Source organism: Streptomyces nanhaiensis, from assembly GCF_046614825.1.
GTDB lineage: Bacteria > Actinomycetota > Actinomycetes > Streptomycetales > Streptomycetaceae > Streptomyces > Streptomyces radiopugnans.
In genome coordinates, this window is record NZ_JBKJFM010000092.1 from 1 (window position 1) to 24,281 (window position 24,281).

At 73.2% G+C, this 24,281-nt stretch carries 21 protein-coding genes and 1 pseudogene; 15 read left to right on the forward strand and 7 right to left on the reverse strand.

From position 1 onward, the window contains the following. The 3 genes from ACLIYP_RS19345 to ccrA form a co-directional block, all read left to right on the forward strand. A partial coding sequence (locus ACLIYP_RS19345; RefSeq protein ID WP_412714396.1) for an SDR family NAD(P)-dependent oxidoreductase occupies positions 1-3,835 on the forward strand: 3,835 nt, incomplete at its 5' end. Next, positions 3,828-7,655 (forward strand): type I polyketide synthase, encoded by a 3,828-nt coding sequence (locus ACLIYP_RS19350; RefSeq protein WP_412714397.1) that lies wholly within the window; start codon positions 3,828-3,830, stop codon positions 7,653-7,655. The genes ACLIYP_RS19345 and ACLIYP_RS19350, both read left to right, overlap by 8 nt. A 135-nt stretch (positions 7,656-7,790) precedes the next feature. Continuing rightward, a complete protein-coding gene (ccrA, locus tag ACLIYP_RS19355; protein WP_412714414.1) occupies positions 7,791-8,975 on the forward strand; it encodes a crotonyl-CoA carboxylase/reductase in 1,185 nt (394 codons plus the stop codon). A gap of 69 nt (positions 8,976-9,044) precedes the next feature. On the opposite strand, the gene ACLIYP_RS19360 is transcribed toward ccrA, so the two are convergent. From ACLIYP_RS19360 to ACLIYP_RS19370, 3 genes are read right to left on the reverse strand one after another with little or no spacing between them, the layout of a single operon-like run. Then, on the reverse strand, positions 9,045-9,746 hold the full coding sequence (locus ACLIYP_RS19360) for a 4'-phosphopantetheinyl transferase superfamily protein (protein WP_412714398.1): 702 nt from the start codon (positions 9,744-9,746) through the stop codon (positions 9,045-9,047). Positions 9,747-9,797: 51 nt separating this feature from the next. Beyond that, positions 9,798-11,276 carry a class I adenylate-forming enzyme family protein gene (locus ACLIYP_RS19365; protein WP_412714399.1) on the reverse strand — a complete coding sequence of 493 codons (1,479 nt, stop codon included), beginning with the start codon at positions 11,274-11,276 and terminating at the stop codon, positions 9,798-9,800. After that, complete coding sequence (locus ACLIYP_RS19370) at positions 11,276-11,527, reverse strand: acyl carrier protein (protein ID WP_412714400.1); 252 nt, start codon at positions 11,525-11,527, stop codon at positions 11,276-11,278. The genes ACLIYP_RS19365 and ACLIYP_RS19370 overlap by 1 nt, the downstream gene beginning before the upstream one ends. A gap of 337 nt (positions 11,528-11,864) precedes the next feature. Here ACLIYP_RS19370 and paaA point away from each other — a divergent pair, with 337 nt between their 5' ends. From paaA to ACLIYP_RS19425, 11 genes are all read left to right on the forward strand, one after another. Continuing rightward, positions 11,865-12,947 (forward strand): 1,2-phenylacetyl-CoA epoxidase subunit PaaA, encoded by a 1,083-nt coding sequence (gene paaA, locus ACLIYP_RS19375; RefSeq protein ID WP_412714401.1) that lies wholly within the window; start codon positions 11,865-11,867, stop codon positions 12,945-12,947. Beyond that, positions 12,944-13,255 (forward strand): 1,2-phenylacetyl-CoA epoxidase subunit PaaB, encoded by a 312-nt coding sequence (gene paaB, locus ACLIYP_RS19380; RefSeq protein WP_093662786.1) that lies wholly within the window; start codon positions 12,944-12,946, stop codon positions 13,253-13,255. Before paaA ends, paaB begins: the two co-directional genes overlap by 4 nt. After that, on the forward strand, positions 13,239-14,036 hold the full coding sequence (paaC, locus tag ACLIYP_RS19385; RefSeq protein WP_412714402.1) for a 1,2-phenylacetyl-CoA epoxidase subunit PaaC: 798 nt from the start codon (positions 13,239-13,241) through the stop codon (positions 14,034-14,036). Before paaB ends, paaC begins: the two co-directional genes overlap by 17 nt. Before the next feature lie 92 nt (positions 14,037-14,128). Next, positions 14,129-14,623: a 1,2-phenylacetyl-CoA epoxidase subunit PaaD gene (paaD, locus tag ACLIYP_RS19390; protein ID WP_412714403.1), complete on the forward strand. Its 495-nt coding sequence runs from the start codon at positions 14,129-14,131 to the stop codon at positions 14,621-14,623. Then, on the forward strand, positions 14,620-15,804 hold the full coding sequence (locus ACLIYP_RS19395) for a 2Fe-2S iron-sulfur cluster-binding protein (RefSeq protein ID WP_412714404.1): 1,185 nt from the start codon (positions 14,620-14,622) through the stop codon (positions 15,802-15,804). Before paaD ends, ACLIYP_RS19395 begins: the two co-directional genes overlap by 4 nt. A 57-nt stretch (positions 15,805-15,861) precedes the next feature. Further along, entirely contained in the window at positions 15,862-16,638 is a 777-nt protein-coding gene (locus tag ACLIYP_RS19400) for an SDR family oxidoreductase (RefSeq protein ID WP_093662783.1), read from the forward strand. 101 nt (positions 16,639-16,739) lie between these two features. Next, the gene (locus ACLIYP_RS19405) at positions 16,740-17,594 is read left to right on the forward strand and encodes a tryptophan 2,3-dioxygenase (protein ID WP_412714405.1); all 855 of its coding nucleotides are present in this window, start codon (positions 16,740-16,742) and stop codon (positions 17,592-17,594) included. Further along, entirely contained in the window at positions 17,584-18,432 is an 849-nt protein-coding gene (locus ACLIYP_RS19410; RefSeq protein WP_412714406.1) for an alpha/beta hydrolase, read from the forward strand. Before ACLIYP_RS19405 ends, ACLIYP_RS19410 begins: the two co-directional genes overlap by 11 nt. Before the next feature lie 455 nt (positions 18,433-18,887). Continuing rightward, on the forward strand, positions 18,888-19,325 hold the full coding sequence (locus ACLIYP_RS19415; protein WP_412714407.1) for an excalibur calcium-binding domain-containing protein: 438 nt from the start codon (positions 18,888-18,890) through the stop codon (positions 19,323-19,325). Between the two features lie 127 nt (positions 19,326-19,452). Then, positions 19,453-20,064, forward strand: coding sequence for a hypothetical protein (locus tag ACLIYP_RS19420; protein ID WP_412714408.1), 612 nt, complete (start codon positions 19,453-19,455; stop codon positions 20,062-20,064). A 183-nt stretch (positions 20,065-20,247) separates the two neighbouring features. Continuing rightward, a complete protein-coding gene (locus ACLIYP_RS19425; protein WP_412714409.1) occupies positions 20,248-20,610 on the forward strand; it encodes a hypothetical protein in 363 nt (120 codons plus the stop codon). A gap of 425 nt (positions 20,611-21,035) precedes the next feature. Here ACLIYP_RS19425 and ACLIYP_RS19430 read toward each other — a convergent pair whose 3' ends face one another. The 3 genes from ACLIYP_RS19430 to ACLIYP_RS19440 all read right to left on the reverse strand — a co-directional run bounded on the left by ACLIYP_RS19430 (position 21,036) and on the right by ACLIYP_RS19440 (position 23,566). Next, positions 21,036-21,566, reverse strand: a complete 531-nt coding sequence (locus tag ACLIYP_RS19430; protein ID WP_412714410.1) for a hypothetical protein — start codon at positions 21,564-21,566, stop codon at positions 21,036-21,038. Positions 21,567-21,711: 145 nt separating this feature from the next. Continuing rightward, positions 21,712-22,458 (reverse strand): hypothetical protein, encoded by a 747-nt coding sequence (locus tag ACLIYP_RS19435; RefSeq protein ID WP_412714411.1) that lies wholly within the window; start codon positions 22,456-22,458, stop codon positions 21,712-21,714. A 727-nt stretch (positions 22,459-23,185) separates the two neighbouring features. Continuing rightward, complete coding sequence (locus ACLIYP_RS19440) at positions 23,186-23,566, reverse strand: hypothetical protein (protein WP_412714412.1); 381 nt, start codon at positions 23,564-23,566, stop codon at positions 23,186-23,188. On the opposite strand from ACLIYP_RS19440, the gene ACLIYP_RS19445 reads away from it, so the two are divergent. Then, on the forward strand, positions 23,565-23,837 hold the full coding sequence (locus tag ACLIYP_RS19445) for a hypothetical protein (protein ID WP_412714413.1): 273 nt from the start codon (positions 23,565-23,567) through the stop codon (positions 23,835-23,837). The genes ACLIYP_RS19440 and ACLIYP_RS19445 overlap by 2 nt on opposite strands. 353 nt (positions 23,838-24,190) lie before the next feature. On the opposite strand, the pseudogene ACLIYP_RS19450 reads toward ACLIYP_RS19445, so the two are convergent. Beyond that, positions 24,191-24,281, reverse strand: a pseudogene (locus tag ACLIYP_RS19450) (transposase); the annotation flags it as partial.

The following is a 24,281-nucleotide window of genomic DNA, read 5'->3' on the forward strand; positions in this document are numbered from 1 at the left end:
GCGTCAACCTGCTGATGCCCGACCGCTTCCTCCCGCCGGCCCCGCTCGCCGCACCGCCCCGTCGGCACCGGCCGACGGCCCGCGCACCGCGACCGGGGCCGTCCCGGCGCTGAGCGAGGGGCCGGAGCTGACCGAACCGACCGTGCCCGGCTGGGCGCAGGCCCTCGTCCGCGCGGCCGAACACGGCCACGGCGACATCGTGCACGTGCACGCCGACGGCAGCGAGACGCGGCGCGGCTACGCGTCCCTGCTCTCGGAGGCGTCCAGGGTCCTCGCGGGACTGCGGCGGGCCGGACTGCGCCCCGGCGACCAGGTGATCCTCCAGTGCGACGACACCGAGGACTTCCTCGCCGTGCTGTGGGGCTGCGTCCTCGGCGGTTTCGTCGCCGTCCCGCTGACCGTCCCCGCCTCCTACGCCGCCTCCTCGGCGGCGCTGACCAAGCTGGAGGGCATCTGGCGAATGCTCGGTCGGCCCTGGATGGTGTGCTCCGCCGGCCTGGAGCCCGGCCTGCGCGACCTGGCGGCCCGCCAGGGCCGGCCGGGGCTTCGGCTGACGACCGCCGACGCGCTGCGGGAGGCGCCCGAGGACCGCGACTGGTACGCCGCCCGGCCCGACGACCTCCTCCTGATGCTGATGACGTCCGGCAGCACCGGCCTGCCCAAGGCCGTGCGCCTGACCCACCGCAACGTGCTGACCCGGTCCGGCGCCACCGAGCAGATGAACGGGCTCGGCGAGCGGGACGTCTCCCTGAACTGGATCCCGCTCGACCACGTCACCGGTGTGGTGATGTTCCACCTGCGCGATGTGTACCTGGGATGCCGGCAGATCCACGCGCCGACCTCCTGGATCCTTCAGGATCCGCTGCGCTGGATGGACCTCGCCCACCGGCACCGGGTCACGGTCACCTGGGCGCCCAACTTCGCCTTCGGGCTGCTGGCCGAGCAGGCCGACCGCTTCCGGGACCGGGAGTGGGACCTGTCGCCGATGCGGCTGGTGATGAACGCCGGTGAGGTCGTGGTGGCCGCGGCCGCCCGCCGGTTCCTGCATACGCTGAAGCCGTTCGGGCTGCCGCAGGACGTGATGCACCCCGGCTGGGGCATGTCGGAGACCTGCTCGGTGGTCACCGACGCCGTGCTGCCGGCCGAACCGCCGGGCACCGGCGAGACGTTCGTCAGCTGCGGCCTGCCCTACCCCGGCTTCGCCATGCGGATCGCCGACGAACACGGCACCGTCCTCACCGAGGGCGACGTCGGCCGGCTCCAGGTCCGCGGCACCTCCGTGACCGGCAGCTACCACGACAACCCGGCGGCCAACGCCGAGGCGTTCACCGACGACGGCTGGTTCGACACCGGCGACCTGGCATTCCTGCGCGACGGCGAGCTGTACATCACCGGCCGAGCCAAGGACGTCATCATCGTCAACGGCGTCAACCACTACAGCCACGAGATCGAGGCCTGTGTCGAGGAACTGCCCTACGCCGTCCGCAGTTTCACCGCCGCGGTCGCGGTGCGCTCCGACCCGTCGGCGGCCACCGACGAACTCGCCCTGTTCGTCCACCTCGCGCCGGAGCACGACCCAGCCACCGCGCTGCGGGAGATCGCCGGCAAGGTGACCCGGGAGATCGGCGTCAGCCCCGCCTTCCTCGTGCCGGTCGCCGCCGCCGACGTCCCGAAGACGGAGATCGGCAAGATCCAGCGGACCAGGCTGCGCAAGAGCTTCGAGGCGGGCGCCTTCGACGACGCGATCCACGAGGCCCAGCTGCTGCTGGGGACGGCCGCCACCCTGCCCGACTGGTTCCTGCGGCCGGTGTGGCGGCGGGCCGAGCGCCACCGCCCGTGCGCGGCGGCGGCCGGCCGGCACGTCCTCGTCCTCGCGGGAGGCGACCCGCGGGCACAGGACCTCGCCGGGCGCCTCGCGCGGGCGGTGCGGGCCGACGGCGGGCTGTGCACCCAGGTCACCGACGGGGCGTCGTACGCCCGGCAGGACGCGGCCCACCACCGGATCCGCTTCGCCGAAGAGGCCGACCACAAGGCGCTGCTGCGGGCCCTCGAATCCGACGGGCGGCCGGTCGACGCCATCGTGCACCTCGGCGCGCTGCACACCGGCGCGACGGCCGACCCGGCGGCCGCCCGGGCCGCCACCGCCCCCCTGATCGCGCTGGCCCGGGCCCTCGCCGCCCGGCCCGCCGGGCAGGCCGGCGAGGGCCCGGTCGACCTGCTGTACGTGACGGCGGGCGCCCAGGCGGTCACCGCCGAGGACCGGCCCTCCCCGGCGCACGCCATGGCCGGCGCGGTGCTGAAGTCGCTGCGGGAGGAGCTGGGCGGGCTGCGGTGCGTCCATCTGGACCTCGACCCGCGAAGCGACGAGGACCCCGTACCCCTGCTGCTCGCCGAGGCGGCCGGCACCCCGGCCGACACCGAGGTCGCCCGCCGGGGCGGACGGCGCCTGGTACGCCGGCTGGCCCCCCTGCCAGAGTCGGCACCCCGCGCCGAAGCGCCCCCCGCCGACGGCTTCCACCTGGTCAGCGGGGGACTGGGCGGCGTCGGGACCGAGCTCGCCGCCCATCTCCTGCGGACGCCCGGCACCCGGCTGCTCGTCCTCGGCCGTACCCCGCTGCCCGTGGAGGACGCCTGGCCGGGGCACCTGGCCGCCGGAGGGCACCCGGCCGCCCGCATCGAGGCCTACCGGCGGCTGCGGGAACTCGGGGAGGTGCGGTACGCGTGCGCCGACGTGACCGACGAGCGACAGGTGCGGGACGCCGTCCGCGCGGCCGCCGAGCACTGGGGCGTGCCCCTGGTGTCCGTACTGCACCTGGCCGGGACCCTCGTCGAGCGCCCCGTCGGCGAACTGGACCCGGCCGCCTGGCGCGAGGCCCTGGACGCGAAGGTGCGCGGCGCCTGGACCCTGCACCGGGCGAGCGCGGACCACCCGGTGGGCTCCTTCGTCACCTTCTCCTCGGTGAACGGCTACTTCGGCGGCGCCATGAACACCGCCTACGCCGCCGCCAACGCCTACCTCGACGCGCTCGCCTCGCACCGCCGCGCCCTCGGACTACCCGCGCAGAGCCTGGCCTGGAGCATGTGGCGCGAGCGGGGCATGAGCAGCGGCTACCGGCTCGCCCCGCTCACCGAGGCCCGCGGCTACCGCGTCCTGGACACCGCCGCCGCGCTGCGCTCCTTCGACCTGGCCCGCACCCTGGACGAACCCCACCTGCTGATCGGCGCCGACCGCAGCGTCCCCTGGGTCCGCAGCCACGTCCTCGAACCGGCCCGGCAGGTGCGGCGACTGGCCGGACGCGTCGCTCTGGAGGAGGGCGCCGACCTCGGCGCGCTGCACCGGGCCGCAGCCGAGGCCGCCGGCGGCGACCACTGGGTGCTGCGCGCGGCCGGCGGCGCCGAGCATTCGGTGGCGCCCTCCGACGATGCGGGGGAGCGGCTGCGGGCGCTGGAGAGCCGCCTGGCCGGCCTGTGGCGCGAGGTCCTGGGCCGCGACCGGGTCGGCCCGGACGAGAACTTCTTCGACCTGGGCGGCAACTCGCTGCTCCTGGTCGCCGCCCAGAGCGCGGTCGAGAGGGCCTTCGGGTGCGAACTGCCGGTCGTCGACCTGTTCGCGCACCCCACCGTGCGCGACCTGGCCCGCCACCTGTCGACCCTGACCGGACCGGAGGTCCCCGGGACCACGGGTGCCCCGCAGGCGGTGGACCCGCAGGCGCCGTCGCCGACCGCCGGGACCGGGCCGAGCGGCCTGGACCGCGCCAAAGAACGAGCCCAGCGGCAGCGCGTGGCCCGCGCACGCCGCTCCGCACGGCACGGGAAGGACCGAGGCCATGCCTGAGACCCCCCAACCGCAGGACGAGCAGGCCCCGGTCGTCGCCGTGATCGGCATGGCGGGCCGCTTCCCCGGCGCGGACGACCTGGACGCGTTCTGGGACAACCTGGCCGCCGGACGCGAGTCGGTGCGGCCCGTCACCGACGAGGAGTTCCTGGCCGCCGGCGGAGCCGAGCGCGACCTCGACGACCCCACGCTGGTCCGCATGGCGTCGGTCATCGGGGGAATCGACCGCTTCGACTCCGGGTTCTTCGGCTACAGCCCCGCCGAGGCGGCCGTCATCGACCCCCAGCAGCGGCTGCTGCTGGAGACGGCGTACCACGCGCTGGAGGACGCCGCGGTCCTCGGCCCCGGCGCCGCGACCGGTACGTTCGGCGTGTACGCGGGCAGCGGCGACAGCCGCTACTACCCGGCTCACGTCCATCCGCGGTACGCCGGGCAGCCCGGATCGGTGGAGCTCGTGCACGCGGCCACCGCCAACTCCCTGGGCACGCTCGCCACCCGCGTCTCCTACGAGCTGGGGCTGACCGGTCCGAGTCTGTCGCTGCAGACGGCCTGTTCCACCGCGCTCGTCGCCGTGCACACCGCCTGCCAGGACCTGCTCGACCACCGGTGCGACACCGCGCTCGCCGCCGCCGTCTCCGTCAACCCCTCGGCGCTGCTCGGCTACCGCTACGTGCCCGGCGGCCCCTTCTCGCCCGACGGGCACTGCCGGGCGTTCGCCGAGGACGCGGCCGGCACCTCCTCCGGCGACGGCGTCGGCGCCGTCGTCCTCAAACGGCTGGAGGACGCCCTCGCCGACGGCGACCGCATCCGCGCCGTCATCCGGGGCAGCGCCGTCAACAACGACGGACGCCGCAAGGTGGGCTTCAGCGCGCCCAGCGCCGCCGGCCAGACCGAGGTCATCCTCGCGGCGCAGGCCCAGGCGATGACGGACGCCGACACCATCGGCCTGGTCGAGGCGCACGGCACCGCCACGCGCCTGGGGGACCCGATCGAGGTCGCCGCGCTCACCGAGGCCTTCCGGCAGTCCACGCGGCGCCGCGGCTACTGCGCCCTCGGTTCCGTGAAGACCAACATCGGCCACCTCGGAGCGGCCGCCGGCATCGCCGGGCTCATCAAGGCCGTCCTGGCCCTGGAGCACCGGCGGATCCCGCCGAGCCTGCACTTCGAACGGCCCAACCCGCACATCGACTTCGCCGCCGGCCCGTTCCGGGTCCCCACCACCCTGGAGGACTGGCCCGCGGGCGGACACCCCCGGCGGGCCGCGGTCAGCGCCTTCGGCATCGGCGGCACCAACGCCCACGTCGTCCTGGAGGAGGCGCCGCCCGCCGCGCCCGCTCCGCCCCGCCCGTCCGCGGACGGCCGCCGCCTGGTGCTGCCCCTGTCCGCGCGTACGGCCGGCGCCCTGCGCGGCCAGGCCGAGGTCCTCGCCCGTCACCTCGAAAGGCGACCGGAACTGCGCCTGGACGACGTCGCGCACTCCCTGCGCGCCGACCGGCCCGCGCTGCGCCACCGCCTGGCCGTGACCGCCGCCTCCCGCGAGGAGGCCCTGTCCGCGCTGCGCGGCGCCGTGCCCGGCACGCCGCCCCTGCCGGACGAGCCCGCACGGGTGGCGTTCCTGCTGCCGGGCGGCGGCACGCAGTACCCCGGCATGGGCGCCGAGCTCTACCGCGAGCACGACGTCTACCGCGACACCGTCGACGAGTGCGCGCGCATCCTGCGCCCCGTCCTCGGCGCCGACCTGCGCCCCGCCCTGCTCGACGACCTGTTCGAGCAGCGGCAGGCCGACAGCACGAGCACGTTCCTCGCCCTGGTGGTCACCGAGTACGCCCTCGCCCGCACCCTCATGGCGGCGGGGGTGCGCCCGGACGCGCTCATCGGCCACTCGCTCGGCGAGTACACGGCCGCCTGCCTGGCCGGGGTGATCGACCTCGGTGAGATGCTGCCCCTGGTCACCGAACGCCTCCGGCTCATCAGCTCCGCGGGCGGGGCGACCGTCGGGGTGGCGGCGCCCGTGGAGGAGGTGCTGCCGCTGCTCGACGAGGAGCTGTCCCTCGCCGCGGTGAACGGCCCCGCCGCCTGCACCGTCGCCGGGCACGACGACGCCGTCGCGCGCTTCGAGGCCGAACTCACCCGGCGGGATGTCCCGTTCCGCCGGCTGCGCATACCGGTCGCCGCCCACTCCCACGTCCTGGACCCGGTGCTGGAGACGTACGAGAAGCACCTGCGCGGCGTCACCCTGCGCCCGCCGCGGATCCCGTTCGTCACCAACGTCACCGGCACCTGGATCACCGACGCGCAGGCGACCTCGGTCCAGCACTGGATCGACCACACCCGCTGCACCGTGCGCTTCGCCGACGGCGTCACCGCCCTGTGGGAGCGCCGTCCCGTCCTGGTGGAGATCGGGCCGGGCGACACCCTGACCAAGCTGGCCGCCGCCCAGCTCGCGGAGCACGCGCCGGTGACGGTGACCACCATGCGACACGCCAAGGCCGACGCCGACGACGGGTTCGTCCTGGCCGAGGCACTGGGCCGGCTGTGGAGCGCGGGCGTGGACACCGCGCTCCCCGGGGTGCCGGGCACGCCCCGGCGCGCGCCGCTGCCCGCTTACGCCTTCGAACGGCACCGCCACTGGATCGACGCCCCCGGCGCCCGCACGGACCCCGGCGCGCCGGACACCGGGACCGCGGCGGACACCGAGCCGGCCCTCGGCCCGCGGCCCCGCCTGACGACCGAACACGTGCCCCCGCGCACCGAACGCGAACAGGCCGTGACCCGCCTGTGGGAGGAGACCCTCGGCATCGGCGGCATCGGCGTCCACGACAACTTCTTCGACCTGGGCGGCGACTCGATGCGCGCCGTCCTGCTGGCGGGCCGGCTGCGTCAGGCCGACGTGCTCGACGTGCCCGCCGCGGCCCTGCTGGCCGCGCCCACCGTGGCCGGGCTCCTGGCGGCGGCCGACGACACCGGAGCGCGGGAGCCGAGCGGCGGCAGGAACGCCCTGGCCCCGCTCCTGCCGCTGCGGACCCGGGGTGAGGCCGCACCTTTGTTCTGCGTCCATCCCGGGGCGGGCGTGTCCTGGCGCTACACGGGACTGCTGCCCCACCTCGGCGGCGACCAGCCGGTCTACGGCATCCAGGCCGCCGGCCTCGACGGCACCCGGCCGCCCGTGCCGGACGCGGCGTCCATGGTCGCCTCCTACGTCGACCTCGTCCGCGAGGTGCGACCGCACGGCCCCTACCGGCTGTTGGGCTGGTCCTACGGCGGCTTCGTGGCGCACGCGATGGCCTGCGCCCTGCAGGAGCGGGGCGAGCGGGTGGAGCTGCTGGCCATGCTGGACGCCCCCCGGCCGTACGGTACGCAGTACGACGCCGCGGCGGTCGAACGGCAGGTGGCGTCCCTGCTGGCCAGGGTGGCCGGCCTCCCCGCCGGGCGGGGAGCTGCCGACGTGCCGGACGTGACGACCGTCCTCGCCCGCATCGACGCCGGCCTGGCGGCCGATCCGACGAGTTCGCCGGTCACCCGGGCCGAGGCCGAGGCCATCGCCGCGGTCATGCGCAACAACCTGCGCATCGCGCCCCAGTTCGCGCCCGGCGTCTTCCGCGGGGACGTGCTGTTCTTCAGCGCCGCCCGGGAGGAGGCCACCGACTTCCCCGGCGACCTGGCCGTACTGCCCGACAAGGTCGAGGGCTGGCGGCCCCACGTCGAGGGGACCCTGCACGACCACCGAGTGCCGTGCGGGCACTACGAGATGACCGAACCCGAGCCCATCGCGCTGATCGGCGCCACGGTCGCCAAGGCGCTGCGCGAGGCGCCCCACTGACCGGACCGGCCCCCGCCCTGTCCGCCTCCCCGCCCCTGTCCGCCTCCCCGTCCCGAGCGGGACCCGACCGTCCAGGAGCCCCATGTGACCGCGACCGCCACCCAGGACCTCTACGAACTCGGCGACGCGCCCGAGATGGGCACCGTGCCGAAGAAGATGTACGCCTCGCTGATCCGCCGCGAACGCTACGGGCGGCCCGTCGACGCCTTCCGCACCGAAGTGGTCGACGTGCCCCCCGTCGGGCGCGGGCAGGTGCTCGTCAAGGTGATGGCGGCCGGAGTCAACTACAACAACGTCTGGGCCGCCCTGGGACATCCACTCGACGTGATAGCCGCCCGGCAGAAGGCCGGCGCCACCGAGGACTTCCACATCGGCGGCTCCGACCTGTCCGGCATCGTGTGGGCCGTCGGCGAGGGGGTGCGGGACGTCCGGCTGGGCGACGAGGTCGTCGTGCTGGCCAGCCGGTGGGACGAGTCCGCCGAGGACATCCGCCTCGGCGCCGACCCGGCCTTCTCCACCACCCAGCGCGTGTGGGGGTACGAGGAGAACTACGGCTCCTTCGCGCAGTTCGCGGTCGTCGACGACTACATGTGCCACCCGAAGCCCGCCCGCCTGTCCTGGGCGGAGTCCGCCTGCTACATGGCGACGGCGGCCACCGCCTACCGCCAGCTCTTCGGCTGGGAGCCGCACACGGTCCGGCCGGGCGACCCGGTGCTGATCTGGGGCGGGGCCGGCGGCCTGGGCAGCATCGCCATCCAGCTCGTGCGACACGCCGGCGGCATCCCCGTCGCCGTCGTCTCCGGCGAGGAGCGCGGGGAGTTCTGCATGAAGCTCGGCGCCCGGGGATGGATCGACCGGCGCGAGTTCGACCACTGGGGCAGGATGCCGGACACCTCCGACGAGGCGGCGATGGCCCGCTGGCTGGCCGGCGCGCGCGCCTTCGGGCGGCGTTTCTGGGAGGTGCTCGGCGAGCGCCGCGCTCCGCGGATCGTGCTGGAGCACTCCGGCGCCGACACCATCCCCACGTCCATGTACCTGTGCGCCAACGGGGGCATGGTCGTCATCTGCGGCGGGACCACCGGCTACAACGGCGACGTGGACCTGCGTTTCCTGTGGATGCGGCAGAAGCGGCTGCAGGGATCGCACGTGGCCAGCGCCCGTGAGGCCCGCGAGGTGACCCGGCTGATCGACCGGGGCTTCGTCGACCCGTGCCTGTCGCGGACGTTCGGCTTCGAGGAGATCGGCCTGGCGCACCAGCTCATCCACGACAACCGCCACCCGGCGGGCAACATGGCGGTCCTGGTCAACGCACGGGCGTGAGGCGACGGTGGCCCCCGCCCCACGCGTCGAGCGCGGGGCGGGGGCCACCGTCGCCTCAGTGGCCGGCGGTCAGCGGCCGGCCCAGCCGAGGACCGTACTGAACACGCCCGCGCCGACCGCCACCGCCTCGACGTGCACGGCGAGGGCCGGGTTCGTCCGCGCCTCGATCCGGAGCCCCTGGGCGAGCGGGCGCGCCCGCAGGTCGCGCAGGCTCCTCAGCATGCCGTCCGGCAGCGCCCGCGGCCCGGTGTGCAGGGCCTTCCACGCGGCCTCCTTCGCCGAGAACAGCGACGTCACGGACCACGGCGCCGTCCCGGACGGGGGAGCGTGCAGCAGTGCCTCCTCGTCGTCGCGCAGCACCAGCCGCACCGCCTCGGCGGGCAGGGGGCGCAGTTCCAGATCGCAGCCGAGGGGGAGGTCCCGGCCCGGCGCCCGGGCCACGGCCACCGCGACGCCCGCGCTGTGCGCGATCGACGCCGCCCGCCCCGGCGGGAACCTCGGCAGGCGGCCCGCCCGCGGGACCTGCCCGCACTCCAGCCCCACCGCGCGCAGCGCGCGCCGTGCCGCGAGCCGGCCGGCCAGGACCTCCAGCCGGCCCCGCGGCGGCATCGCCGCGGCCGCGGCCTCCTCGGCGGGTCCGGCGGGGACGGCCCGGGGGTCCGAGACGACGGCGAGGCCCAGCCCGAGCCCGGCCGACGCCCACGCGGGTCGCGGCGGGAACAGCCGGGCGGCCACCTCGCCGTACGGGCCGGCCGCCGCGCCGGGGAACACCTCCGGAAGACGGCCGGCCGTCGGAGGCGGGTACTGCCGCGGGCGCACCCGTCAGGCCCGCAGCAGCTTCTTGACGATCTTCCCGGCGGGATTGCGGGGCACCTGCTCGATGAACTCCACCCGCCGCGGGCGCTTGTAGGGCGCGAGCTGCTGCCCGGCGTGCGCGAGCAGGTCCGCGGCCCGCGTGCCCGGCTCGGCGACGACGTACGCCAGCGGCACCTCGCCGTAGTCGTCGTCGGGCATGCCGACGACCGCGGTGTCCCGGACCGCCGGGTGGGACATGAGAGCGCGTTCGATCTCCGAGGGATACACGTTCTGGCCCGCCCGGATGATGACGTCCTTGGTGCGGTCCACGAGGTGGATGCGGCCCGCGTCGTCGACGAATCCCAGGTCACCGGTCCTGATCCAGCCGTCGAGGACGATCTCGCGCGTGGCCTCGGGGTCGTTCCAGTAACCCTGCATCACGCCCGGTCCCCGCACGACGATCTCGCCGATCCCGCCGCGGGGCAGTTCCCGTCCGGCCTCGTCGACCGCGCGGGCGGACATGCCGGGAACGACGCGTCCGCAGGGGATGCGGGCGGTGACGTCCCCGGGGGCCGGGTGCTCGTCGGGACCGAGGGTGACGAAGGGCCCGCCGACCTCCGTCATCCCGTAGACCTGCCGGAAACCGCAGCCGAGGCGCTCCACGGCCTCGGCGTACACGTCCAGGGGCATGGGGGCGGCGCCGTAGAGGATCTCCCGCAGCGAGGACAGGTCGGCGCGTGCGGTGCCCTTGGCCTGGAGCATGAAGCGGAGCATCTGCGGGACCAGCCACATGTGGGTGGCGCGGTGCTCCTCCACCGCGGCCAGCGCCCGCTGCGGGGTGAAGCCGGGCATGAGCACGACGGTGGCACCGGCGGCCAGGTAGGTCAGGGACACCACCATGCTGCCGTGGTACAGGGGGCAGCAGTTGACCATGACGATGTCGTCGGTGGGACGTGCCACGGCCAGCCAGCCCAGGGCGATGGCACGGAACGAGGCGCTGTCGACCGTGACGCCCTTGGCCTGCCCGGTGGTCGCGGAGGTGTGCAGCACGGCGATCGGGTCGGTGTCGGCCACCTCGGGCAGGTCACGCTCGGTGGCCGGGGCGCCCAGCGCCTCGAACGCCGGCTCGTCCAGCGCCATCCTGATCCGCACCGACGCCGGCAGCTCTGGGTGCCGGTCCAGCAGGTCCGACTCGCCGAGGACGGCCACCGCTCCGACACGTTCGACGATGCCGGCGACCTCGGGCACGGCCAGGCTGTGGTTCAGCGGAACGAACAGCGCGCCGAGCCGGGCGAGCGCGAAGTAGGTCTCCAGGACCTCGACGCGGTCCTTGGACAGCACCGCGACGCGGTCGCCGCGCCCGATGCCCAGATCGGCCAGCCCTCGCGCCAGTTCGAGCGTACGGTCATGGAACTGCGACCAGGTGATCCGGCGCTGCTCGTCGACCAGCGCCAACCGGTCGGGCCGGCACTGTCGGTTGCGTTCCAGCAGCTGCGTCAGCCACATCACGCACCGCCGGCGCCGGCGGTGGAACGCTCGGCCACGAACCGCTCGTAGTCGGCGACCGTGCGCAGCTTCTCCATGTCGTCGGCGGTGATCTCCACGCCGAGCCGCTGCTCGACGAGCAGGACGAGACGCACCAGGTCGCCGGAGTCGATGCCGCTCGCGGCGAGGTCGACGTCGTCACCGACCCGCTCGGCGTCGGCGAACTCCGCGGTACCGGTGAGTTCGACCAGCAACTCCCTGATGGTGCTCATGCTTTCCCCTTCCGCCACGGCCAGTGGCCGTCGAGCAGACCTCGTGGATCCCGTGTCACCCGGACAAGAGGCCCGCGCGGCGGGCGGCAATCCCCGCGGCCCGGCGTGATCCTTCTCACGCGCGCCCGCCGCCCGGCGTGGGGATAGCGGGCCCCGTGCGGAGCCTCTTTCCGAGAGGGAGAGCGCGCCGCCCGCCCGGTGGGACGGGTACCGCGACGCGCTGGGCGTGCCCGATCCCGAGGAGTGCCGAAGGAGTGATGCCAGTGCCCAGGCCATACGTCCGGTTCGGGGACCGGTGCGTACCCCCCGTGGCGGAGACCGGCCGCGGAGGCGGCGCATGAGCACACGGCCGACCGCCACCGAGCCCGCCGCGCAGGACGAGCTGCTCGCGCACTTCGACGGCCTCATCGCCTCGGGGGCGACCATCGAGCCCCGCGACTGGATGCCCGAGGGCTACCGCCGGATGCTGATCCGCCAGATCGCGCAGCACGCCCACTCCGAGATCATCGGTATGCAGCCGGAGGGCGCCTGGCTCACCCGGGCCCCCTCCCTGCACCGCAAGTCGGTGCTCATCGCCAAGGTCCAGGACGAGGCCGGGCACGGGATGTACCTCTACTCCGCCGCCGAGACGCTGGGCGTGGACCGGGCCGAACTGCTCGACGCCCTGCACCGGGGCCGGCAGCGGGCCTCGGCGACGTTCAACCACCCCGCGCTGACGTGGGCGGACACCGGCGCCATCGCCTGGCTGACGGACGGCGCCGCCGTCGTCAACCAGATGCCCCTGTGCCGCACGTCCTACGGACCGTACGCCCGGGCGATGCGCCGCGTCTGCCAGGAGGAGGCCTTCCACGTACGGCAGGGGTACGACCTCATGCGTGCCCTGTGCGAAGGCTCGCCGGAGCAGAAGGCGATGGCCCAGGACGCGGTGAACCGCTGGTGGCTGCCGGCCGTGGCGCTGATGTTCGGGCCGCCCGACACCGCGGCGGGCGGTGCCGACGACCGCACCGCGGCACTCGGCGCCGCGGTCTCCCGCCGTGCCATCACCTGGGGGATCAAGCGCCACACCAACGACGAGCTGCGCCAGCGCTTCGTCGACAGCTGCGTCCCCCAGGCCGAACGCCTCGGACTCACCCTCCCGGACCCGGCGATCCGCTGGAACGAGGAACGCGGCCACTACGACTTCACCCCCGTCGACTGGGACGTCTACCGCGCGGCGCTCGGCGAGGACACGCACTGGTCCCGGCAGCGCGTCGCACACCGGCGTGGGGCGCACGAGGACGGCGCCTGGGTACGGGAGGCATCCGCCGCGTACGCCGCGCGCTTCGGGGCCGACGGGGCGCCTTCGGAGGCGGACACGGACACGGAGGCGGACGTGGCCGCGGTGGAGGCCGCGCGGGACGGGGCGGGTGAGCGCGTATGAGCCGGCAGCGGGAGGGCGCCCCGGCGTCCTGGGAGGTCTTCCTCAGGCCTCGCCGGGGCCTGGCCCACCAGCATGTGGGGTCCGTACGCGCCGCCGACGCCGACACGGCCCTGCTGCGGGCCCGTGACCTGTACACCCGGCGCGGCGACCCGCTGTCGCTGTGGGTGGTTCGCTCGGACGCCGTGCACGCGGTGTCCCCGGACGAACGCGACCCGTTCTTCACGGGAGCCCGCCACAAGCCCTACCGGTATCCGGAGCACTTCGCGCCGCTGACCGAGAAAGGCCCCGACGGTGACCACCTCGACTGACCCGGCTCCGCCCACCGAAGCCGTCCGCGCCGACGCCCGCCTCGCCGTGCACCTGCTGCGTCTGGGCGACGACGCCCTCGTCCTCGGGCAGCGGCTGTGCCAGTGGATCACGCGGGCGCCGACCATCGAGGAGGACATGGCCCTGTCCAACATCGCCCTCGACCTGATCGGCCACGCCCGCACGCTGTTCACCCTCAGCGGGCACGTCGACGGCACCGGACGCTCCGAGGACGAGTTCGCCTTCACCCGCTCCGACCGGGAGTTCACCAACGCCCTGCTGTCCGAGCTGCCCGGCGGGGACTTCGCGGTGACCGTCGCCCGCCAACTGGCCTACACCCATTACGCGGTCCTGTACTACGAGGCCCTGGCCGGCTGCGCGGACGTCCGGCTGGCCGCGTTCGGGGAGCGGGCCGCCAGGGAGGTGGCCTTCCACCGGATGCACGCCGACAACTGGACGCTGCGGCTGGGGCTCGGCACCCCGGAGAGCTCCCGCCGTATGCAACGGGGCCTGGAGCGGATATGGCCCTACACCGCCGAACTGTTCGACGAGGACGAGGTGGTGGGCCACCTCGTGGAGGCGGGCACGGTGCCCTCACCGGCCCCGCTGCACCCGGTGTGGGAGCGGCGCGTGAGTGAGGTCGTGACCCGCGCGGGTCTGACCGTGCCGGCCCCGCGCTGGCAGGCCCGGGGCGGGCGGGCGGGCCTGCACACCGAGGAGTTCGGCCCGCTGATCGCCGAGATGCAGTCGGTGTACCGCCAGTTCCCGGGAGGCCGCTGGTGAACGGCACGATCCCCCCGGCGGCGCGGTCGGCGCCACCCCGGTCGGAGCCCCCGGCGCCACGCCCCGTCGTACCCCCGCGCCCCGCGCGCGCGGTGGCGGAGGTCCGGGCCCTGGTGGAGGCACTGCCCGATCCGGAGCTGCCGATGATCGGCCTCGGCGACCTCGGCGTGGTCCGCTCCGTCGCCCCGGCCGCCGACGGAGTACTCGAGGTGGAGATCACCCCGACCTATCTGGGCTGCCCGGCACTGCCCGCCATCGTCTCCGCGATCCGGGACGTCCTCGCCGCGAGCGGCCACCCCGGGGGGCGGGTCCGGCAGGTGCTGTCCCCGCCGTGGACGGCGGACCGCATCACGGCGGCCGGCCGGGAGAAGCTCGCCGCCCACGGCATCGCCCCGCCCGTACCCGCGCCGGCGAAGGCGAACGGTCCGGTCCCCGTCGCACTGGCCGCGGTGCCCTGCCCGCACTGCGGCTCCCGCGCCACCCGGCCGCACAGCCCCTTCGGACCGGCCCGCTGCCAGTCCGTGCTGCGGTGCACGGCGTGCCACGAGCTGTTCCCCCACCTGAGCGCGCTACGAGGCCGACCGTGAACACCCCCGCCACCGCAGGTCCCGACACCGCCGCCGCGACCGGCGCCACCCCCGCCGCCACGCCCGCAGCCCCCCGCCCCGAACTTCCCGGCCGGCCCCGGACCACGGGGCGGCGTACCGGCTGGCACCGACTCGCGGTCGTCGGGGTCCAGCACCTCACCGGGGACGCGGTCGCGGTCACCCTCGAGGTACCCGAAGCCCTGCGCGACGTCTTCACCCACCGGCCCGGTGAGCACGTCGTCCTCCGGCACCGACGTGCCGGTGCGGAGCTGCGCCGCAGTTACTCGGTCTGCCCCCCGCCGGCCGACCCGGCCGCGCTGCGCCTGGTGATCCGCCGCGGCGCCCCCGACGGCTTCGGTGCCCACGCCGTCACCAGCCTGTCGCCGGGTGACGTCCTGGAGCTTTCCCCGCCCACGGGCACCTTCGCCCTGCCCGGGCGGTCCGGCGGCCATCATGTCCTGATCGCGGGCGGCTCCGGCATCACACCGCTCGCCGCCATGGCCGCCGCGGCACTGCGCGAGGACCCCGCCTGCCGCGTCTCCCTGGTCCACTCGGTCCCGACGGCCGCCGACGCCCTGCTCGCCGACGAACTGTCCGACCTGAAGGACTCGTTCGTCGACCGCTTCACCGTCCTGTACGTCCTCACCCGGGAGGAGCACGGCAGCGGGCTGTCGGGCGGGCGGATCGACGACGCGAAGCTGCCGCGCCTGCTCGCCGCGGTCGACGCCCACCCCGGCCCCGGCACCGCGTTCGCCCTGTGCGGCCCGGCCGGCATGGTCGTCGCGGTGCGCCGGGCGCTCACGGCGTGGGGCGCCGACCCGGCCCTGATCCGCTCGGAGCCGTTCACCCCCGCGGACACGCCGCCGAGGAGCGCGCCGCCGCGTCAGACGGCCCCCTCGCGCCGCACTCGCGTCACCGCGCTGCTCGGCGGTCACCGCCGCCTGGCAACCGCCGGACCCGAGGACGCCTCGATCCTGGACGCGCTGCTGCGCGCCCACCCCGACGTGCCCCACGCCTGCCGTGAGGGGGTGTGCGGCAGCTGCCGGGCCCGGGTCCTGTCCGGCCGGGTGACGGCAGGCCCCCAGTACGCCCTCCACGCCGAGGAGCTGGCCGCGGGCTACACGCTCGTGTGCCGGGCCCGGCCGCTCGGCACCGAGCTCACCCTCGACTTCGACGCATGACCCGGCGCACGCCCGTCGCGCCTCCGGTCCACCCCCACTCACCCGAAGGAGAAGACGTTGACCACCACCCTGCGGCACGAGGGCAGGACTGCCCTGGTCACCGGAGGCAGCCGCGGCATCGGCCGGGCCATCAGCCGACGCCTGGGCCGCGAGGGCGCCCTCGTGGCGGTCCACTACGGGCACGACCGCGCGGCGGCCGAGCGCACGGTCAAGGAGATCGAGGCCGACGGTGGCCGGGCCTTCCCCGTCCATGCCGAACTCGGCGTACCCGGTGATGCCGACACACTCTGGGAGGCCTTCGACCGGGCCCTGGCCGAGCAGGACGCGCGGCCCGGCGTGGACGTCCTCGTCAACAACGCCGGCATCACCCTCCCGCGCCGGATCGCGGACGTCACCGAGGCGGACTACGACCGGGTGTTCGCCGTCAACACCAAGGCGCCGTTCTTCATCGTCCAGCGCGGACTGGACCGGCTGCGCGACGGCGGCAGGATCGTGAACGTCTCCTCGGTGGCCACCCGTGTGGCCTTCCCCCCGATCGTCGCCTACACCATGACCAAGGCCGCCCTGGACTACCTCACCCTGTCCCTCGCGCAGGAGCTGGGCCCCCGGGGCATCACCGTGAACAGCGTCGCGCCCGGCTACACCGAGACGGAGATCAACCCCACGCTGAACATCCCGGAGATCCGCCGGAGGTACTCGGACGCCTCCGTCTTCGGCCGGCTCGGCGCTCCCGCGGACATCGCCGACGTGGTGTCCTTCGTGGCGAGCGACGACGCCCGCTGGGTGACCGGCCAGTGGATCGACGCCTCCGGCGGCGTCCACCTCGGCGTCTGAGAAAGCCGCTCGCGGCACCGCTTCCCCGCGCCGCACGACCGGTGGCCCCCGCCCTGGCCGCACGGCCGCACTCCCGGCCGGCGGCAGCACTAGGAGATGCCATGAACGACAGCACGACGGCTCCCGCCCCGCCCACCACCGACGACCTCGACCCGCTGACCCGGCCCTTCCCGGGTGCCAGCCCCTACGACACCTACGTGAACGCGTCCGTCCTCAGCACGCTGCAGCGCCCCCTCACCGACGCCCCGGACGAGATGGGCTTCGTCGTCACCACCCAGGTGATGGAGTTGTGGTTCACCCTGATCGTCCACGAGTGGCGCACCGCGAGGACGGCTTTCGCCAAGGACGACCTGGACGCCGCCATGGACGCGCTGGTACGCAGCCGCCGCGCCCTGACCGCCCTCAACGCGTCCTGGGCACCGATCGCCACCCTGACACCCGCCCAGTTCAACGGTTTCCGGGCCGCGTTCGGCCAGGCGTCCGGCTTCCAGTCGGCCATGTACCGGCACATGGAGTTCCTCCTGGGCGACAAGTCCGCCGAAATGCTCCGCCTGCACCAGGGTGACACCGCGGTCCACGAGGCGCTCGGCGAGACCTACCGCGAACCGTCCCTCTACGACGAGGTGCTGTACTTCCTGCACCGGCAGGGCCTGCCCATCCCCGGACACGTCCGGGACCGGGACGTGACCACACCCCACAACTGCGATCCGGGCGTGGTCGAAGCCTGGCGGCAAGTCTACACCGGCCCGCAGCACGACCCGCTGCTCGCCCTCGGCGAACTGCTCACCGACATCGCCGAACTCCTCGCACGCTGGCGCTTCGACCACGTCATGGTCGTACGCCGTGCCATGGGTGCCAGGAGCGGCAGCGCCGGGTCCACCGGGCTCGCCTGGCTCGAGCGGCGCGCGGCCCGCCCGGTCTTTCCCGAACTGTGGGAGGTGCGCGGTGGCGTCTAGGACGGTATCCGCCTTCGCGGCCGAGGAGGAGAAGCGGGTCCTGAGCCTGAGGCCGGTACTGGCACCGGTGCACGGCTCCTACGGGAACCACCCGCACCAGGTCTACGACGCCTGGCCCGCCGAAGATCCCGACGCCCCGCTGGTGATCCTGCTGCACGGCGGCTACTGGCGCTACGACCGGATGCACCTGACCCCCTTCGCGGCGTACCTCTCGCAGCGGGGTTTCGACGTCCTGCTCCCGGGCTTCCGCCGGTCCGGCGGCGCCGGCGGCTACCCGGAGACGTTCGACGACATCGCGCGGATCGTGGACACCCTGCCGCAGGGGCGGCCGTACGTCCTGGCGGGGCACTGCTCGGGCGGCCACCTCGCTCTGTGGTGCGCGGCTCGCGGCCTGCTGCCCCCCGGTTCACGTTGGCACACCCGCAGCCTGCCGACCGCCGTGCTGGCGCTCGCCCCGATCACGGACCTCGCCGCCACCCGCCGCGACGACCTCAGCAACGGCGCCGCCCTGCAACTCCTCGGCGGTGAGGACCTGTTCGAGCAGCGGCTGCCGTCGGTCGACCCCCTCACCCTGCTGCGCGGCGCGGGCACGACCGGCGTCCCCACCGTGCTGCTGCACGGAGCCGTCGACGAGGAGGTCCCGCTCGCCCAGTTCGCGGACTATGCGTCCGTACACCGTGACCTGAAGACCGTCGTGCTGCCCGGAACGGGCCACTACACGCTCATCGAACCGGGTGCGCCCGGCGCCCGTGCGGTCGCCGACACCTTGGGGGAGATGTCGGCCGCCTTCGGCACGCGGCGCCCGGACAGCGACGGCCGAAAGGCCTCCCGGACGTGACGATCGCCCTCACCGCACTCGACGAACAGGCCGCGCGACCTGAATCCTTGCCCGGCCGCGTGATGGGCGCCGCCGGGCAGGGGGAGCGGCCGCCCGGAGTTTCCCGTGATGCCGGATCCCTGATGCTCGCGCCGCGAGGGAGCCTCCTTGTTCCGCAAGGTCTCGGGGCTGATCCCCGGATCGGCGGCGACCTGCCGGATCGTCGCCTCGGGCCGCGACTGGTAGAGCGCGACCGCGTCCGCCGTGGACTGCGACGGATGGTTGCTCACGGCCACGGGATGTCCGTTCTCAGATCCTCAGGATCCAGTGTCTTGTGTGTCCAGGGTCCGGGGCCGAGGCCCCCGAGGGCCGGTCGACACCCAAGGAGAGCCAAACGGGTGAACGCTACCGAGCGCTTACTTGCCTGATGTGCTCTGGTGGAGGTCCCTGACCGTATACGTCACAAGGCGGCCATCATGTCCTCCCAGAATGCCGGGTGGCAGCGGCCGGAGCCTGAAGGCCCTCGGCGACGCTGGAATCCGTGGCTGATCGCGCTACTCGCGGTGGCGGGAGCCGTCGTCGCTCTTGCGGCCCTCGGTGCCCTGATCGAGGCCGGCGAAGGCACAGACCCCGCGCCGGACGAAACGCCACCCGTCACGGTCACGGAGACGGAGACTGTAACGGAGCCGGCCCAGGAGCCGCCGACCGAGACGGTGACATCCACCGCGACGGAAACAGCTCCACTCCCCGATGCACCTGAGGACCTCCCGGAAGAACCGCCCGGAGATGCTCCGGATACCGATGTGTACTACGAAAACTGCGATGAGGCACCGGGACCGCTCACGCCAGGCGACCCCGGCTACCGAGACGAACTCGACCGGGATGACGACGGTGTTGCCTGCGAGGCGAACTGAATCTCAACCCACTTCCAATCCCCTGTAACAGGAAAAATCACATTAAAATTAAACAGTGGATAATATTTGCCACGGCATCACCGGAATTAAGTAACGGGCCATCGGTTCGGATGCGGGGCCGGCCTTGTTGACCTGGTGGAAGGATCAGCGCAACCTCCCCGGCGACGCCGAGGCCAAGAGATCGCTGTACGCGCGGCTGACCCGTTGCCTGCCCGACAACTCACTCCCGCAGCGGACCCTGTTCGACCTCTACCACGAGATCCACGGCCCCACCGTGTACGGCCTGTCGGCCCTCCTGCCCGAAGTGTGGCTGCACTGGGACCCCAAGACCGCCCGTGCCCGCGGCGCCCAGGCCCTGCTGAACTTCCGCATGGACTTCCTGCTCCTGCTGCCCGACGGACACCACATCGTCCTCGAGGTCGACGGAATGCACCGCTACACCACCCAGGGACAACCGGACAGCGCCAAGTACGCGGCCAACATGCGCGGCGACCGGAACCTCAAACTCGCCGGATACGAGGTGTTCCGCTTCGGCGCCCACGAGCTCCGCGACCGCGACCGCGACCGGGCCCGTGCCCTGCTCCAGCAGTTCTTCCACGACCTGTTCCGGCAGTTCGACGTCACCCCCGCACCGACTGAACTCACCTCGCGCCGAGACACCCCCGGCACCTGGCTTCCCTCCGGAACGGGTGATCGCCCCGCACCGGCCCGTGGTCGGCCGCTACCGTGGGCCCGGTGACGACATCCCCGGCCGCCCGCCGGACCGAGGGGAACAGCTCTTCTACCGCTGGAACAGGACCTGACCCCGCCCACCCCTCTTCGGCCGGACGGTTCCCCGGGCCCTGATCACCGGCCTGCCCCGGCGCGGACTCCACCGGTGGCGGAAACCTGCCGGCCGGTGTGCTGGGCCAGGATGGGAGCCGTGGACGCCCACCGATGCAGCCCTGCCGAAGACCTCCTGTACTGGCGCGGAGAGCTGCCCGAACTCCTCCGGGCGGTCCGGCGCCACAGGACGTCGACTCCCGCCACCTTCACCCGCGGCCACGCCGCCGCCGCGTTGGAGAAGACCCTCGCCGGACTGGTCGGCCCGGACCAGATCACCGTCTGGGCCCAGGCGGTGCACTTCCAGGAGGAGGTCGACATCGACGAGACGCACCAGGACCTGCTGACGCAGTTCCTCGTCGAGATCTCCACCCCGGAGCTGTTCGAACCAGTCACCGCCGAGACCTGCCGACGATGGCTGCACCGGATACGGACGTTCCCACGGAGTGCGGCGGACCGGTGATCCGGCCCGGCGCGGTATCGCCTGCCAGCCTTTGCGCCGCACGACCCCCGCGGCCCAGGGCTCTGTCCCACATTCGGTGGTGACAGATTGTGAGCATGGGGAACCTCTGCCCTGCAGAGGGCGCGGTCGGTGCTCTGACGTCGATGTTTCGATGCGGATAGCGGTGCACCGGAACCGTTGAGTCTGTTGCGCCGAGCCCTCACGGGCAGACGCCGAGCTGACCGGTCGCCCCGAGAGAGCAACTGCTGGGGTGCGCGGGCCTGCGGGTTCGTGATCGATGGCCTGCCCGTCGCCGCCATTACTGTCCATCATCACCGAATGTGAGACAGGGCCGCTCTTTTGACAGACCCCATGCGACCGGGAGAGTCACCGCGTGCGGGGTGACTCTCCCGGCACTGCGGGAGGGCTCCTGCCCTGAGGCGGCCCTACAGATCCTCGTCGTCGACGGGGTCGGGCTCGCGGACGTACCACAGGTCGAGCACGTACCGCTCTTGAACCGGGCACTGGAGCCACGCCTGTCTGAGTTGCCTGCTGTCCCACTGTTCGATGGCGCGGCGGTGACCGCACTGGTTGTAGTAGTCGGCGGTGGCCTGACGCCCGTCCCACCAGGCGTGGCCCTCATACACGCCGGGGCGGGGCAGGGTCATCTCGCCGGCCGGCCCGAGGGTGAACTGGTTGATGACCAGGGTGCCGGTCTCTGATTCCAGGGACACGGGGACGGTTTCCTCCGCGTCCTTCGGAGGCTCCTGGGGGGCGTCCCAGACGCGGATGGTGACGTGGACGTCGATATCGGGCTGCAGGCTGTGCAGGTAGAGGTGGTAGCCGTTGCCGGCCGCGACCTGGCTTCGTGATGCGGCCAGCGCTTCGTCGTCCCCGAGGTAGGCGTCCGCGTCGTAGACCTCCACGATTCGGCGGTCGGGGCGGGCGTGGGTGCTGTACTCGGTGATGAGCGTCACGGCAGATGCTTCCTCGGCGGGTCAGGAGGTGACCTTCACGTGGAACGGGTCACCGTCGAGTATGCGGCTGGCGGTGTACATCGAGTTCAGTCACCGACCGCCCGCCTCGTTGTCGTCACCGTCGATCAGGCGCGCGGAGTAGCGGTCATTGCCTGCGTTGGCGCCCTCGTGGGTGGAGGAGAAGAGGTACTCGTCGCACTGCAGCCGAGTTCCCTCGTAGTTGCCCCACACACCGTGGCAGGTGTCGATGGCCCGGTCCCGGTTGGCGTCCTGTTCTTCCCTGTTGATCAGCCGGTGCAGGGGCTCGTCCTTGCCGGGGACCGTTTTTGCCCGGCCAGGAAGGGAAAGTGCGTTCGGGGTACTGCTGGGCGTCGAGGAAGTGCCGGGTGCTCTCCTTGATCGCGTCGTCGCTGAGGCTGAGGACAAGTTCGACGCGGGCCTCGGTGAAGACGGTGCCTTTGTACTTGCCTGCTACGGCTCCGGTGTAGTCGAAGCGGACGCCGAAGTGGAAGGCTCCGACTTCCGAGTAGGAGGAGTCGGCGTTGGGGGAGTTCGCTCCCAGTGTCATGGTGACGGTGGCGTTGACGCGCTGGTGGTTGCCGGTCTCGGCCTTGCCGGTGTCGGGTGGGGTGTAGGTCAGGGTCCAGTGGGGCGTGGTGTGCCAGCCGGTCAGGGTTTCGTCGCGGGTGGTGGTGGTGGTCGGTGCGGTGACTTGGGGATTGGGGTCGCTTTTGCCGGCGTTGATGCTGCGGGAGAAGGATTGGATGATGCGCCACTTGGTGGCGTCCTCGGTGCCGACGGGGGCGACTTCGATGGTCTCGACGCTGACGGCGTACTCTGCCTTCCGGACACCGTCGCGGGCGAAGCCGAGCACCCAGACGTCGAACCACATCCGCCCCAGGGTCTCAGACCCTTGGAGGTTACGGAGCACCAGGTCGTAGGGCTTTTTCTGGCAGCTCTCGAACCGGCTCTTGACCCAGCTCCGGGCCGTTTTGGCGGCCTCGGCGTGCTCGGCGCATTCCTGCCGCAGGTCGGTTGCGTCGGACTCGGCCGCAGGGGTGGCGGTGGGAGACGAGGCTGGAGCGTTGTTACCGCGCGAGGCGAGGTACTTGCCGAGGGGAGCTCACGCCTCGGGAGTTCGCCTTCCGGGTTCACCAGCGCCACGGACATGAGCTGCCCCTGACCGAGCGCCTCGCTGAACTCGACGACGAGTGCGACATCCTCGAATACGGCGACAGAAAACCATGGACCAGGTCGATGCCGAGGTCACCGCCGAAGCCCGCCGCCTCGCAGCCCACCCCACGGTTCCCGCCGAACCCACGGATTCGCGCAGCTGAAGCACACGGACCGACCCGCGAGTTCCCGCTGAACAGACTTCGGTTTTCCTGAACCCACGGGCCTCACCGGCCTCGGGGAACATCGGTGCAGCGGCTGGCACCGAGAATGATCATGGTCAGGGCGTGGGGCTGCTCTGACTCGGCTCTCGTACTCGCGGCAGGCCTTGCGCTGGGCTGGGACCGCCGGGGCGCCCTGGCCGCCGTCGAGCGGCCGGCAGCGGGCGAGGAGCCGGCGGTGCACGGCGCTGACGCGCAGGGTGTAGCCCTGGCCGCGCCGTACGGTCACCCCTGGTCGAGGGCGGCCTGCTCGGCGGGCTCCGGCTCGGTTGCGCGGAGGAAGTCGGCGACCCTGCCGGGCATGTCGAGGGTGATGGGCAGCTCCGGAGCCGGGGCGTGGGCAGGGGCATCAGCGACGTGCTCGGGCAGGAGGTCGGCGACGGCGGTACGTACGGCGCCTCGGCCGACGTTGTGCTCGCGGGCGAGGGCGGCGACGGAGCGGCCGTCGAGGTAGGCGGTGCGTACGCCGGTGACCTTCTGGCCCGCCAGTGCGGGGCGGCGTCCGCCCTTGTCGCCTTTGGCCTCGGCGGCCCGCAGTCCGCCGTAGGTCAGCTCCCGCTGGAGGTCGCGCTGGAGTTCGCCGGCGGCGGCGAGCGTCCGGAGCATGAACTTCACGGTGGACAGCAGCTCTCCGGTGCGCGGTGCGCGGGTGGCGGGCGGTGAGGTCCATCGCGGAGGACCGGAGGCCGCCATCCTCCGCCGCCTGCTGGGCCTGCTCGCCTACGCGGCCAACCCCCGCAACATCGCCCTGAGCGACCGCCCCGAGCTGGTCCGGGACATCGCGCTCCTGGTCGCGGAACTGACCCGCGCCCCCGGCCGGCCTCCCCGGCTCCCCTCCCATAACGGGAGGGGAGGTCGAGCTCACGGGGCGCTGTAGCCGATCATCCACGGCGTCGGCATGAAGGACCCTGCTCCGCTGGACGCAGGTGCGGGCGGTGGCAGTACTGACGCGGGGACACCTTTGGAAGGTTTTCACACCGCCTCGTGCGACTGTGCGCCAGATCACTTCCATTATTTCGAGTTAAGGGTGAAGTGCCCAGGTTGGTTGTATTGCTTGATGATGATTACGCCACGTAGGAAAGGGGGCGGCGCGACACATACCAGCAACGTCCTGCCCCGGGCTTGAGGGAGGGCAGGGCCGAAGGGACTGTCTTGTTCGGAAGGTCTAGAACCAGAAGGAAACACGTTCTCCTACGGTTACTGAGGTTGAACTCGTGGTGTCGCAAGGGTTCATCCGGGTCTGATGGTCAGGCCGGTCTCGGCCAGGCAGCCGTCGATGAGGTCGCTGCGGTACTGGATGTGTCGCAGTCCTCGCCGGATG

What these genes read in the sequence shown, in the direction of transcription:
- ACLIYP_RS19445 (WP_412714413.1), top strand. Translation starts at nt 23,565, where the DNA reads ATGAACTTCACGGTGGACAGCAGCTCTCCGGTGCGCGGTGCGCGGGTG.
- ccrA (WP_412714414.1), top strand. Translation starts at nt 7,791, where the DNA reads ATGGGCACCGTGCCGAAGAAGATGTACGCCTCGCTGATCCGCCGCGAA.
- ACLIYP_RS19350 (WP_412714397.1), top strand. Translation starts at nt 3,828, where the DNA reads ATGCCTGAGACCCCCCAACCGCAGGACGAGCAGGCCCCGGTCGTCGCC.
- ACLIYP_RS19415 (WP_412714407.1), top strand. Translation starts at nt 18,888, where the DNA reads ATGTCCTCCCAGAATGCCGGGTGGCAGCGGCCGGAGCCTGAAGGCCCT.
- ACLIYP_RS19405 (WP_412714405.1), top strand. Translation starts at nt 16,740, where the DNA reads ATGAACGACAGCACGACGGCTCCCGCCCCGCCCACCACCGACGACCTC.
- paaB (WP_093662786.1), top strand. Translation starts at nt 12,944, where the DNA reads ATGAGCCGGCAGCGGGAGGGCGCCCCGGCGTCCTGGGAGGTCTTCCTC.
- paaA (WP_412714401.1), top strand. Translation starts at nt 11,865, where the DNA reads ATGAGCACACGGCCGACCGCCACCGAGCCCGCCGCGCAGGACGAGCTG.
- ACLIYP_RS19365 (WP_412714399.1), bottom strand. Translation starts at nt 11,276, where the DNA reads ATGTGGCTGACGCAGCTGCTGGAACGCAACCGACAGTGCCGGCCCGAC.
- ACLIYP_RS19435 (WP_412714411.1), bottom strand. Translation starts at nt 22,458, where the DNA reads ATGTGGTTCGACGTCTGGGTGCTCGGCTTCGCCCGCGACGGTGTCCGG.
- ACLIYP_RS19370 (WP_412714400.1), bottom strand. Translation starts at nt 11,527, where the DNA reads ATGAGCACCATCAGGGAGTTGCTGGTCGAACTCACCGGTACCGCGGAG.
- ACLIYP_RS19440 (WP_412714412.1), bottom strand. Translation starts at nt 23,566, where the DNA reads ATGCTCCGGACGCTCGCCGCCGCCGGCGAACTCCAGCGCGACCTCCAG.